Below are 12,556 nucleotides of genomic sequence, written 5' to 3' on the forward strand. Positions count from 1 at the left end.
CTTAATCGATCGCAAATCACGTTTCCTTTGGGCCTACCGATTAAAAAACCGGACGACAGCGACTGTTAATGAAGCCCTAAATAAGTTTCTAGCAACTTTTAATGGCCCGGTGCATAGTTTTACGGTGGACCGTGGCACTGAGTTTAGCGGTCTAGTATCACTTGAAGCACAATACGGTATTAAGACCTATTACTGCCATGCTTATACGCCAGCTGAGCGCGGCAGTAATGAACGATTTAATCGGAACTTACGCTATTTTTATCCTAAGGGGACTTATTTTGAGCACATTAGTGCTCAAGGCTTGAAAACCACCTTACTCGAAATTAATCAGAGACCACTTAAAATACTTGACCGGCAAACACCTTATCAGGTCATGCTGACCAATTTGTCAAAAAATTCGGATTAAATTTGCAATCTACCAAGTTAATATATTTGACTATATTTTTTATTATGTCTATGATACTCCTTAAAAGTTAGTTAAGAAAACAATATATAAAAAAAAATATGCTAAGTTAATATTTTCTATAAATTCAATATATGAAAATTATGTTTATATATATTGATATAACAAATCATACTTTTTATTATAATGTGATTATGGTTAGAAAATTAAATTAGGAGGAATCATTTTATGAAATATGAGGGTTTAGATCTATTAAACAATCACTTCTTAAATAAAGGTACTGCCTTTACTAAGGAAGAAAGAAAAGAAAATCACATCGAAGGTTTGTTGCCACCATTCGTGCAAACTTTGGATCAACAAGTCGAACAAGCTTATGAAAACTATTCTAATAAGGATACATTCTTGGCTAAGAGAATGTATTTGATGGATCTTTTCAATGAAAATGTTACTTTATTCTACAAGTTATTCAGTCAACATGTTAATGAATTTATGCCAGTTGTTTATGATCCAACAATCGCTGACACAATTGAAAACTACAGTCACCTCTTCTTAGATCCACAAAATGCCGCTTTCTTATCAATCGATGATCAAGATGATATTGAAGCATCATTGAAGAATGCATCTGCTGGTCGCGATATCAAGTTAATCGTTGTTACTGATGGTGAGGGTATCCTTGGTATTGGTGACTGGGGTGTTCAAGGTGTTGACATCTCTGTTGGTAAATTAATGGTTTACACAGCTGCTGCTGGTGTTGATCCTAAATCAGTTCTTCCTGTTGTCCTTGATGTAGGTACAAACAGAAAAGAATTATTAGCTGATGATCTATACATGGGTAATCATCACGAACGTGTTACTGGCGACAATTACTACAACTTCGTTGACAAATTTGTTGAAACTGCTGAAAACTTATTCCCTGATATGTATCTTCACTTTGAAGACTTTGGCCGTAGCAATGCTGCTAACATCTTAAATAAGTACAAAGATAATATTCTTACCTTCAATGATGACATTCAAGGTACAGGTATTATTACTCTTGCTGGTATTCTTGGTGCTTTGAATATTTCCAAGGAAAAACTTACAGATCAAGTTTATCTATCATTTGGTGCTGGTACTGCCGGTGCTGGTATTACTAAGAGAATCTTCGATGCAATGGTTGAAGAAGGACTTTCTGAAGATGAAGCTAGAAAACATTTCTACCTAGTCGACAAACAAGGTCTTTTGTTCGATGATACTGAAGATTTAACACCAGAACAAAAGCCATTTACAAGAAAACGTAGTGAATTTGCTAATGCTGATGAATTAACAAACTTAGAAGCTGTTGTTAAAGCTGTTCACCCTACTATTCTTGTTGGTACTTCAACACAACCTGGTACCTTTACAGAAGCTGTTATCAAGGAAATGGCCGCTCATACAGAACGTCCAATTATCTTCCCATTGTCAAATCCTACAAAGCTTGCTGAAGCTAAGGCTGAAGACCTTTTGAAATGGACTGATGGCAAGGCTCTTATTGCTACTGGTATTCCTGTTGAACCCGTTGAATACAATGGTGTTACATATCATATCGGTCAAGCAAATAACGCTTTAGTTTACCCAGGTCTTGGTCTTGGTTCTATGGCTGTTAATGCTAAGATTCTTTCAGATGGCATGATCAACAAAGCTGCTCACTCATTGGGTGGTATCGTTGATCCTACACAACCTGGTGCTGCTGTTCTTCCTCCAGTTTCACAACTAGACAAGTTCAGTATGACTGTTGCCAATGGTGTTGCTCAACAAGCTATTGACGAAAAATTAACAACTGCTACAGACGCTAAAAAAGCAGTTGCTGATCTTAAGTGGGAACCTAAATATTAATTAAAATTTTTGTTAAATAAAGGGGAATTTATTCATGGCTGCATTTATCACTTCACTTGAAAGTGTTGCTGAAATCGTTCTTGTCATTGCTTTGGGGTATTGGCTAAGAGGATCAGGACGTTTAGGCGACGAATTTAAAGGCAATATTTCATTTATCATTATGAAAATTGCTTTACCTGCTTCAATCTTCGTCTCTGTTCTTAAATATTTGAACAGAGATAAATTAGCAAGTTTGTCCGGCGGACTAATCTTTACCTTCGCCAGTTTCACGATTGGTTACATCATTGCATGGATCTTAACAAAGGTCTTCCGTATTAGAAAGGGCCGTCGTGGTACTTTCATTAACATATTCGTTAATGCTAATACCATCTTTATCGGTTTACCTCTAAACATGGCTTTATTTGGAACTAAGAGTTTACCTTACTTCCTTATCTACTATGTTATGAATACAATTTCAACTTGGGCTGTTGGTATCTTCTTCATCTCAAGTGATGATCCAACCGTTGAAAAGGGTGCTAAGAAAGACTTTAACTGGAAAAAATTACTTCCTGCTCCACTTGTTGGTTTCTTAGTATCACTTGTTTTCTTACTACTTGCTATCCCAGTTCCTGACTGGATCAACAAGACTTTGGACATGGTCGGTGGTATCGTTACACCAATGTCATTGATCTACATCGGTATTATCTTAGCCGATGCAGGTTTGAAATCAATCAGATTCGACCGTGATACAATCCTAGCTCTATTAGGTAGATTTGTGGTTGCTCCTGCAATCATGATTAGCATTATTCTTATTGGTGGTTCAATGATGGGTACTTCATTACCAACTATCGAATCAAACTCATTCATCATTCAATCAGCTGCTCCTGGTTTAGCTGTCCTACCTATTCTAGTTGATCAATCACATGGTGATGTTGACTACGCTACTAACCTTGTTACAACATCAACTGTCTTGTTCGTAATTGTTGTGCCAATCTTAATGCAAGTAGCTAACTTGATTTAATTGATTTAAATACATTCACACATTCAAACAAATTCAGATCCTCCTCTAAAATATAAAAAAAGTCGTCAAACATTCTGCGGTTTAAAGTGCAACACAAAAGTTAGACAAAATTGAATATTTTTAAACTGCTAAGGCATGTTCCCTGTATTCGCAGGGAGTCATGACTTTTGTTTTCTGTGATATTCGTCGATTGTTAAACCAATCGACGTAATTCTTTGTGATTTCCTTGAATTCTCCAATATCTTTACACTGTGGAAATCCATTAAGACATTCTGTTTTAAGAAGATGAAAGAAGCTTTCAATTGGCGCATTATCAAGACAGTTTCCCTTACGAGACATGCTTTGTATAAATTTTTTTTCAGAGAGTTTATCGGTATAGTAATTCAATTGATAATGCCAACCTTGATCTGAATGAATTATTGGTTTTATTCCTTCCGGAATATTTTCTGTGAGTTCATCGAGTGTATCCATAATTAGTTTACTGTTAGGACTATTACTTACTTGAAATGCTAAAACTTCCTTGCTTGCTTCGTCAGTAATAGCTGAAACGTAAGCCCACTTAGTATCGGCCAAGCGTACTTGTGTAACATCGGTATGTAATACTTTGAAAGGTACGGTTTCATTAAAATGCTGATGTAGAACGTTACGGGCCACTTTTCCAACTGTACCTTTATAAGATGAATATCTACCATTTCTGTGGCGGTTATAAAGGCTTACTTGAACATTTAATTCATCCATCAAACGACGCACTACGGCGTCTGATAGATGGATATCTAATTTAATGAGCTCTTCTTGAACGCGACGATAACCGTAGGTTAGACGTCCGCGATATCTTCCGCTTTCGGCAATTTTTAGTATCTCTACTTTTACATCTTCATACTTATCTACATAATTTTTGATACGTTTACGTTCATCATGATAAGTCGCTTTCTTAAGTCCAATGGTCTTAAGAATATCGCCGACTTTATACCGGTTAGATTTCGGAAGAGACTCTTGTTCGACCCTGATCTGATCAACTATTTGTGTTTTCTTTCGTCCTTTGAGGTTCCGAACAGGGTCATTGATTTTTTTAAGATTTCGTTCTCCAATTTTGCATCATATAATTCTTGATTCTTTTTCGTCAATTCTTCACGAAGTTGATCGATTTCGTTCTTGTTTACTAACTTACGTAATTTCTTTTTATTATGTTTCACTTTGGTTTTTCTGCCTTTCGGATGAGGCTTCAAGGCTTCTATACCATACTGATTGAAGGCTGTCCTCCAAAGACTGATTTGACAAGAATTAACATCAAATTTTGCGGATACTTCGGCTAAAGTTTCATCATGAGTTTGATAGTAGTTTATCACATCAACTTTAAACTCAACTGAGAAACTTCGTTTAACTCTTCTTCGTTTAAGAGCGTCTGCGCCGCTCAAACGAAAGTTTTGTATCCATCTACCTACTTGTATTCGAGGCAAGTTACGTTTCTTTGAAAGAAGACTGATACTAATGTCACCTTGAAGATATTCACTAACGACTTCTGCTTTTAATTCTGAACTATATTTGACCATAGAAAAAGTGCTCCATAACTGTTAGATTTCTTGTCTAACAATTATGGAGCACTTTATTGGGTGTGGACTTTTTGCTTTGGAAGTCGAATGAATAAAATAGGATTGTGCCTTTCCTCAGCACTTTGTAAGTATTTAAAACATAACAAACTTAGTTAAGTACAAGCATAAATTGAATTAAAAATACATTCAATTTAACAACGACGGAAATTGATTTTGTGGTTATCAGCAGGCCAAGTGAAACTAGGTCAATGCGCATTTACACCCCACAAAAATTTAGTGGGGGTTTGCGCTTAAAATCTGTCTCAGAAGTTGCCTTCGGCAACAACTAAAAACTCAAAGAAAACTAACCGAAATCAATTTGATCCAGCATAGTTTCGGTACTGGCCTGGTCTAAGCCCAAATAAGCTAAAGTCATAGCTTCACTAGAATGATTCAATAGGTGCATGACCAAGCCAATATTGTAATTAGATTGCGTGTAAACGCGATAAGCCCCGGTTTTACGCATGGTATGAGTACCTAGATAATTAATTCCTAACAGATTGCCAACCTTACTCATGATTTTGTAAAATTGTTTTTCTGTAATATGACGTTCTGGGTGTTGAATAGAAGGAAAGAGCCATTCAGATTCTAGCTTATGATCAAGCAGCCATTGACGATACAATAAGAGCTCTGTTTGAACCGGTTTAAGGTACAAGGTATTAGGTTTACCAGTTTTTCGGTCGTGAATAAATGCATTTTGTTTGATAGAACCGTCCGGATTAAAAATGTCGGCCTGTTTTAAGCACATAACGTCACTGACTCTTAGTAGCGTAGCTTTACCAACTTGAAAAATAGTATAGTTACGCCGGCCAGCTTTGAAATTATTGAGTAACGTATCTTGAACCTCTTTAAGTACATTCGAATCTTTGATTGGCAGGACAATTTGCTGCATATAAATCACCTCGTTGTTGGAGACGTAATCCCTTGGTACAAGCGGAAGTGTGAATTTCACACTTCCGCTTGTACCAAGGAGTTGCAAAATAAAATGTTTGCCTTTTGATAGCGAATAAGCTATCATATAAATATGAAAAAAATAGAATTTGACTATTATGACTGGAATGAATTTAAACAATTTTTGGATCAATTACCTGATAAAGACGCTGCCAAATTAATTGCGACCATTCAAAATATTGAAAATAACGGTCTAATTATCGCAGAACGTCAATTATGGGTTAAAAAACTAGAAAACAATCTCTATGAGATTCGCTCTAAGAGGGCTTCAAATATTCAGAGAGCTATCTATTTCCAAGTACAAGGGCCTCAGTACTTAATCACCAATGCGTTCACTAAAAAAACGCAAAAAACACCAGAGAGTGAAAAGAAGATTGCTCGGAATCGACGAAGCCAGTATTTTAACAAGGAGGATCAACAATGAGTAAAATTGATGAATATGTTGCTGAAAGAAGTAAAAATAATCCTGATTTTGCAAAGTTCGTTGAACAGGAAAATATCAACTTAGAGGTAGCGATTAAAGTTCGTGATCTCCGTGAAAATATGGGTATGAGTCAACGTGAATTTGCTAGTCTAATTGGTAAACCACAATCAACCATTGCTAGAATTGAAAATGGATCAATGAATGCTTCGACTAAAGTATTATCTGAGATCGCTCAGGCAACTAATCAACGATTAACAATTCAATTTAGTCCCACAATTTAGGGCTTATTTTAACAATGTTTTTGAGGGGCTATTTGAAAATTAAATAGTTGCAGTAATGATAAAAACACAATACAATAATTGTAATACGATAGTAAACATAGAAGGAGGAAGCTTATGAGTAATGCTATTATTAAAAATAAGACAGTTTCAACTCGTGTAACACCCGATATTAGTGAACGAGCCAAAGCTAATTTAGCAAAACAAGGATTAACTGTTTCTGAGTATATTCGCTTATCCTTGGTTAAGGCGGCTAACAATGAAGTTCGTTTGATTAGCTTTTTAGATTCTCCAGAGGCTTTGACTGCTAAAAAAGAAGCAGAAACTGGTCAGGTGAAAAACATTGGCTCACTGGCCGACTTTGATGATTGGATCGATAAGTTAGATGCAAATTAAACAGACCAAGTCTTTCGAACGCGAATTAAAAAAATTAGTGAAAAAGCACTTTCCGATAACTGTCTTGAAACCTTGTTTAAAAGCAATTATGGAACAAGATACACTTATTTTGAAACGGATCAAAGATCATGCGTAAAAGGGTAAATGGCGTGGCTATCGTGAATTTCACCCTGCTAGGTATGGAAGTTATGGTAAAAACTATGATAGCTGGATTGTTATTTATCAGCTAGATCATAATGAATTAGTTTTGTTGTTGGTAGCCACTGGGTCTCATGAAATATTGAATCAATAGCTGAATTCGGGCGTCTTTTTATTTGAAATAAGCATAAATAACCCCTAATATCTACATTATAGATATTAGGGGTTATTCTTTCAATGTTTTTGAGGGGCTATTTGGAACATGCCCCCTTAAAATATTGTTTATATGGATAAGCGCTTGCGTACGTGGATGGCGTACGTTATAATTTACTATAGAGGTGAGCGAAATGGAAAACTATACGCCAACTAAAGCACGACAAAATCTTTACCAGATTTTGAAAGATATTAACCAGCAAAAAAAGCCGGTTACAATCACGCCAGCTAATGGGGACGAGGACCAGGCAGCAATTATTATTTCTAAAAAAGACTGGGATTCAATCACTGAAACCTTATACTTGGAAAATACCGGAACATTGGCTAAAATCCGTGAACGTGAAGATGATGATAGTGGTTTTACTAACGTTGATGACCTTGACTGGGATAATCTATGAGTAGTTATCAAGTTGAAATCAAGAATTCTGCTAAAAGTGATCTGAAAAAATTAAAGAAATCGAACCTAAAAACGCAGTTTTTAAAAACAGTCGCTATTCTAAAAGAGGATCCTTACCAGCCGACACAATCATTTGAAAAGTTACAGCCAGCTAGTCGCGGATTATATTCAAGACGACTAAATGCGCAACACCGGGTAGTTTATCGTGTAGATGAAGCATTAAAAAGGGTCTATATTTATGCAGCATGGAGCCATTACGAATAATTAAAAAATCTGCTCTAATAGTAAATTTGAGGGTCTATAAGTTCCAAATCGCCCCTGTGAAAACCTATTAAAACAGCCCCCATTATCTACCGGTTAGATAATGGGGGTTGTTTTCTTTATAAAATGATATAATACTCCCTATATAGGAGAAAACGTATGTCTAGACAAAAACGATCGATCAAGGAAAATAATGATAAATTAAAAGTTCAATTAGAACTCCTCCGTAGTTATACGGAACACTTTGACTCAGGTATGATTCATATGGCTTTGCCAATGGCTACACAGGTTCGTGTATTAATACATCAAACAGATATGCTCTTATACTAAAAAAATGGACTATTTTATTCAGTCCGTAAAATGAAAGTATAGGAGTATTTTTATGCCAATTCGTTATTCACAAGATTTCAAAGATTCATTGGTTAAACTTCACCAAGAAGGCCGTTCACTTAAATCATTAGCAGAAGAATTTGTTCCGTCGAAAGATTCTATTGCTATTTGGGTTAAACAAGCTACCCCAATCATGATCAAGGGTCAGTCAAAGACGTTAAAAGACGTCAAGCAACTAGAGAAGCGCCTCGCTATTTTGGAGGAAGAAAACGAAATTTTATCACGCATAGCCTAACAGTCAGATTATAATGATTATAAATTAGTAATCGGGGATGGCATATGAATTCATTGATTAGTTTAGAAAAAGTTAATTATCAAATCGCTGATCAACATATTTTACATGATGTTGATTGGCAGATTCCAGCTGGGGCTCATATTACATTGACGGGACCATCCGGTGGTGGGAAAAGTACGTTATTACGGATCATTGCGGCCATGATTTCTAAAACAAGTGGGACCTTGATTTTTGATGGGCAGCCGATTGAAAGTTATGACCCAATCATGTATCGGCGGCAAGTCTCATATTGTTTCCAACAACCGACGTTATTTGGTGAGACGGTGGCAGATAACTTAGCTTTCCCGTACCAAATTCGTAAGCAAGTCATGGATACGCAACGAGTGGTAACGGCGTTAAATAATGTTGGGCTGTCCGAACGAACCCTGCATCAGCCGATTATCGAGCTTTCCGGTGGTGAACGGCAGCGGGTCGCGCTGATTCGCAACATCTTATTCTTACCAAAAGTGTTGTTATTAGATGAGGTGACAGCTGGTTTGGATGAAAATAATAAGCAAATCGTGCACGCCTGGTTACGACAGTTAAATGAGCAGGATCACGTGACAACGATCATGATTACTCATGACGCGACAGAGATTGATGCGGCAGATCAATTAGCGAAAGTGGTTGCTGGCAGATTGGAGGTACACGCATGAATTTAGCAGTTAATAATACGTCGCTATTTTTGGCGGCAATGTTAGTGCTCGTCGCGTTAGGAATTAGTTTGTGGCAGAAACTTGGCTTGGATAGGGACATCGTCATTGGTGTCGTGCGGGCTGTTGTACAACTATTTATCGTGGGTTACTTGCTAAAGTATATTTTCCGAGTCAACAATTTGTGGCTAACGCTGGCGATGATGGGCTTCATTATCTTCAATGCGGCTTGGAATGCGAAAAAACGGGGGCCGGGGATTGACCATGCATTAGCCATTTCGTTATTAGCCATTTTTGTTAGTACGGGGGTAACACTCGGCGTCCTCGTGCTATCTGGTGCGATTAAGTTTGTGCCATCGCAAATGATTCCCATTTCTGGTATGATTGCGTCGAATTCAATGGTCGCAATTGGGCTGGCTTATCGCAGCCTCAATAGTCAGTTTCATGACCAGCGGCAAGGTGTGCTTGAACGGTTGGCGTTAGGGGCTGGTCTACTTGATGCTTCGATTGCCATCGTGCGTGAGGCGATTCGTACGGGGATGTCACCAACCATTGATTCGGCAAAGACTGTGGGTCTAGTCAGTCTGCCAGGGATGATGTCCGGTTTGATCTTTGCGGGGGTCGATCCAGTACGGGCCATTAAGTATCAAATTATGGTCACGTTCATGCTCTTATCAGCGACTAGTTTGGGGTCAATCATTGCGTGCTATTTAGCTTACCGTAATTTCTATAATGAACAAAAACAGTTGAAGTAATAACTCCCGGTGCTCGTCTTGCTTATAGTCATTGGATCCTTCGTAATGTGATTGATTAATCTTAAGATTTAACTCTAGGTTTTTGATAGTTGGCGTTAGCCTTCTAATACAAATAAACCCCATCAAAATGGGGATTAAATCTACCCTTGACAAGCGTCAAGGGTATAACTGCGCATTGACCTCGTTTTACTCGGTCTGCTGATAACCATGAAATCAGTTTTTGCCGTTGTTGAATTGACTGTATTTTTAATTCAATTTATGTTTGCACCTAACTAAGATTGTTATGTTTTAAATATTTAAAAAGTGTTGCAGATTACGCTGTTTTAAGCCAAAATTTTTTAATTGCTTTGTGCAGAGAATTTTTATAAGCTTGGTAACAAATTTTGAATAACGGTGTTGTAAGATCTGTGAATTTAAACTGAAAGCATTATTTTGATGTTAGGAGTCATTAAGATTGACGAAAAGAAAGTATTAAAACCAATTGATGAAATGCTTGCTGATCCTTGGCAAATTGATATTCAAGAATTGCTTGAAGCTTCTGTCAATGAACCTGACGAGATTAAAAAGAATTTGTATGATTCCTTATACACTTATATTTTGCAAAAAAGACAAGAAGATATTATTAATCGTCCAGGTTTCGTCATTTAGCCCTCTAAGAGCCTGCTGAGGGCTTTTTATTTTTCCTTTGGTATAAATTATATAAACAGTCTTAAAACCGCTAGAAACGAGAAATAAGGCCCTTAAAAACGAACATAGCCGCTAAATTCTTGTTAAGATTAAAAAGGAAGGAGACAACGAACATATCTGGTACGATCCGCGAACCATGCCAAAACTGGCCAATACCTTAGCTGATAAGTTTGCCAAGAAAGATCCAGCCGACAAAGCGACCTTCAAGGCGAATGCAAAAAAATACATCGCTTCACTGGACGATCTCAATACTTTGATCAACAAGTTGAAGTCGAAAGTAAATGGCCAACTCGTTGATGTCTCCGAACCTGTCTTTGGGTACGCGCTCGATTATCTGGGCTACAAAGTCAATGACGATCACTTCTCGAAGTCAACCGAAGACGGCACAGACTACAGCGCAAAAGATATCCATGGTATCGAAACCGATATTAAGGAAAAGAAAATTGCCTTCTTTGTCAATAACATCCAAGCAAGCTCAAAGACTGTCAATCAACTCGTCAAATTAGCTGAACAAAATAATGTGCCGGTTTTGAAAGTGACCGAGACATTACCTAAAGGCAAAAACTATCGGACTTGGATGACCAGCCAATACCAGCAACTTGAAAAAATTCAGGATCAAGCAACGAACAGCGCAAAATAGCATCACTTCTGGTCACAGGGGTTTATCATTCCCCAATGTTTCGGCAAAGCTCACCCTCTGTCGAAGTTTCGTTAATTGCTTTGATGACAAGATAAACCATATGCCCGGGCCAACAACACCGGACAGCACTTGACCAGAAGGAAGCCCGCGAATTTCTTCGCGGGCTTTTTTGATCGTTCCGCCCACAAATACCGGTGTTACAATAAAACTGTATTGGGAACAAGAAAGGAAGATTCAAATGGCAAATATCATGATCTTAGGCGCACACGGGCAAATTGCAACGTTAGCGCGGCATCAGTTGCTGAAAGAAACCGATCATCACCTGAGTTTGTTTCTACGCAATGCCGGGCGGCTGCAAGACGTCAATCCGCAACGGGAGACGGTGATTGACGGGGATGTCACCGACACCGCCAAGTTGACCAAGGCGCTTGCTGGCATTGACGTTGTCTATGCCAACCTTGGCAACAAGGGAATTGAAGATCAGGCAAAATCCGTCGTGAAAGCGATGGATGCTGCAGGTGTGAGTCGATTGATTTGGATTTCGACGTTGGGAATTTACGATGAAGTCCCCGGCGCTTTTGGCAAGTGGAATCATCAAATGCTTGATGGTGGTTATCTTGAAACCTACGCCGTAGCCGCCAAAGTCATTGAAAATTCTGACTTAAAATATACGATCATTCGGCCAGCTTGGCTTTCCAATAAAAACATTGTCAGTTATGAATTAACGGAAAAAGGCGAGCCATTTAAGGGCACAGAAGTCTCTCGGCGCAGCATCGCTGACTTCGTCGTCAAGCTGATTAACGATCCAAGCAAACACATCGGTGCTTCACTTGGCGTTGACCAACCTAACACCCAAGGCGATAAGCCTTCCTTCTATTAAAGTAACCAGTCATCGGCCAAATCAAAAAGAGTTTATTTCCGTGTTCATCACTGGGAAATAAACTCTTTTCTGTTGCCATGCCCTTTACTTGGCTATCAAAGTATTATCTTTTTAAACTCAATCAAACTTTGTCATCCAGTGACTAGCCGTATGTGCGTCAAATGCCATCTCAATGTCGGCCGGCAAATTGCGTTGTAGCGATAAGGGCACCTGAAGCGCTTGTTCTCGCGTAAAAAGTTGAACCTTTGCAGTTTCGATCCCGCTTTTTAACGCACGATTCTCCGGTAGACAAGCAATGAACATTTTGTACACATCTTGCGAACTTTGCTATCGGTTGCGGAGATGGAGCGTGATATGATTATCGAGCGTACGCAAG

17 protein-coding genes and 3 pseudogenes are annotated in these 12,556 nt (G+C 38.1%); 16 read left to right on the top strand and 4 right to left on the bottom strand.

Annotated elements, in window-relative coordinates:
• From IV36_RS11955 to IV36_RS10200, 3 genes are all read left to right on the top strand, one after another.
• Positions 1-406: IS30 family transposase (locus IV36_RS11955; RefSeq protein ID WP_156648663.1), on the top strand; the 406-nt coding region annotated here is incomplete at its 5' end.
• 225 nt (positions 407-631) lie between these two features.
• Positions 632-2,254 (top strand): malolactic enzyme, encoded by a 1,623-nt coding sequence (locus IV36_RS10195; RefSeq protein ID WP_056992256.1) that lies wholly within the window; start codon positions 632-634, stop codon positions 2,252-2,254.
• Between the two features lie 34 nt (positions 2,255-2,288).
• Entirely contained in the window at positions 2,289-3,254 is a 966-nt protein-coding gene (locus tag IV36_RS10200) for an AEC family transporter (RefSeq protein ID WP_003691075.1), read from the top strand.
• A gap of 120 nt (positions 3,255-3,374) precedes the next feature.
• On the opposite strand, the gene IV36_RS10205 is transcribed toward IV36_RS10200, so the two are convergent.
• The 3 genes from IV36_RS10205 to IV36_RS10215 all read right to left on the bottom strand — a co-directional run bounded on the left by IV36_RS10205 (position 3,375) and on the right by IV36_RS10215 (position 5,735).
• A complete protein-coding gene (locus IV36_RS10205) occupies positions 3,375-4,343 on the bottom strand; it encodes an IS3 family transposase (RefSeq protein WP_315971705.1) in 969 nt (322 codons plus the stop codon).
• Positions 4,271-4,804, bottom strand: a complete 534-nt coding sequence (locus IV36_RS10210) for a helix-turn-helix domain-containing protein (protein ID WP_002331365.1) — start codon at positions 4,802-4,804, stop codon at positions 4,271-4,273. The genes IV36_RS10205 and IV36_RS10210 overlap by 73 nt, the downstream gene beginning before the upstream one ends.
• 343 nt (positions 4,805-5,147) lie before the next feature.
• Complete coding sequence (locus IV36_RS10215) at positions 5,148-5,735, bottom strand: site-specific integrase (RefSeq protein WP_056992258.1); 588 nt, start codon at positions 5,733-5,735, stop codon at positions 5,148-5,150.
• Positions 5,736-5,867: 132 nt separating this feature from the next.
• Between IV36_RS10215 and IV36_RS10220 the strand changes: the two genes are divergently transcribed.
• The 13 genes and pseudogenes from IV36_RS10220 (at position 5,868) to IV36_RS10275 (ending at position 12,180) form a co-directional block, all read left to right on the top strand.
• Positions 5,868-6,218: a type II toxin-antitoxin system RelE/ParE family toxin gene (locus IV36_RS10220; RefSeq protein ID WP_056992261.1), complete on the top strand. Its 351-nt coding sequence runs from the start codon at positions 5,868-5,870 to the stop codon at positions 6,216-6,218.
• Positions 6,215-6,499 carry a helix-turn-helix domain-containing protein gene (locus IV36_RS10225; RefSeq protein WP_056992263.1) on the top strand — a complete coding sequence of 95 codons (285 nt, stop codon included), beginning with the start codon at positions 6,215-6,217 and terminating at the stop codon, positions 6,497-6,499. Before IV36_RS10220 ends, IV36_RS10225 begins: the two co-directional genes overlap by 4 nt.
• Positions 6,500-6,613: 114 nt before the next feature.
• The gene (locus IV36_RS10230; protein ID WP_003688401.1) at positions 6,614-6,892 is read left to right on the top strand and encodes a plasmid mobilization protein; all 279 of its coding nucleotides are present in this window, start codon (positions 6,614-6,616) and stop codon (positions 6,890-6,892) included.
• A pseudogene (locus IV36_RS10235) lies at positions 6,882-7,184 on the top strand (type II toxin-antitoxin system YafQ family toxin). The gene IV36_RS10230 and the pseudogene IV36_RS10235 overlap by 11 nt, the downstream one beginning before the upstream one ends.
• 193 nt (positions 7,185-7,377) lie before the next feature.
• A complete protein-coding gene (locus IV36_RS10240; RefSeq protein WP_010580585.1) occupies positions 7,378-7,641 on the top strand; it encodes a type II toxin-antitoxin system Phd/YefM family antitoxin in 264 nt (87 codons plus the stop codon).
• Complete coding sequence (locus tag IV36_RS10245) at positions 7,638-7,904, top strand: Txe/YoeB family addiction module toxin (protein ID WP_010580584.1); 267 nt, start codon at positions 7,638-7,640, stop codon at positions 7,902-7,904. The genes IV36_RS10240 and IV36_RS10245 overlap by 4 nt, the downstream gene beginning before the upstream one ends.
• A 156-nt stretch (positions 7,905-8,060) precedes the next feature.
• The gene (locus IV36_RS12300) at positions 8,061-8,231 is read left to right on the top strand and encodes a hypothetical protein (protein WP_169790705.1); all 171 of its coding nucleotides are present in this window, start codon (positions 8,061-8,063) and stop codon (positions 8,229-8,231) included.
• A gap of 52 nt (positions 8,232-8,283) precedes the next feature.
• A complete protein-coding gene (locus IV36_RS10250; RefSeq protein WP_010580587.1) occupies positions 8,284-8,526 on the top strand; it encodes a transposase in 243 nt (80 codons plus the stop codon).
• A gap of 44 nt (positions 8,527-8,570) precedes the next feature.
• Positions 8,571-9,221 (top strand): ABC transporter ATP-binding protein, encoded by a 651-nt coding sequence (locus tag IV36_RS10255; protein ID WP_010580588.1) that lies wholly within the window; start codon positions 8,571-8,573, stop codon positions 9,219-9,221.
• Entirely contained in the window at positions 9,218-9,973 is a 756-nt protein-coding gene (locus tag IV36_RS10260) for an ABC transporter permease (RefSeq protein WP_003572050.1), read from the top strand. Before IV36_RS10255 ends, IV36_RS10260 begins: the two co-directional genes overlap by 4 nt.
• Before the next feature lie 435 nt (positions 9,974-10,408).
• Complete coding sequence (locus IV36_RS10265) at positions 10,409-10,621, top strand: hypothetical protein (protein WP_056992265.1); 213 nt, start codon at positions 10,409-10,411, stop codon at positions 10,619-10,621.
• 130 nt (positions 10,622-10,751) lie between these two features.
• A pseudogene (locus IV36_RS10270) lies at positions 10,752-11,300 on the top strand (metal ABC transporter solute-binding protein, Zn/Mn family); the annotation flags it as partial.
• 238 nt (positions 11,301-11,538) lie between these two features.
• Positions 11,539-12,180, top strand: coding sequence for an SDR family oxidoreductase (locus IV36_RS10275; protein ID WP_056992267.1), 642 nt, complete (start codon positions 11,539-11,541; stop codon positions 12,178-12,180).
• Positions 12,181-12,297: 117 nt separating this feature from the next.
• Here IV36_RS10275 and IV36_RS10280 read toward each other — a convergent pair.
• Positions 12,298-12,507, bottom strand: a pseudogene (locus tag IV36_RS10280) (NUDIX hydrolase); the annotation flags it as partial.
• Positions 12,508-12,556 lie beyond the last annotated feature (49 nt).

It is taken from the genome of Liquorilactobacillus mali, assembly GCF_001437155.1.
Taxonomy (GTDB): domain Bacteria; phylum Bacillota; class Bacilli; order Lactobacillales; family Lactobacillaceae; genus Liquorilactobacillus; species Liquorilactobacillus mali_A.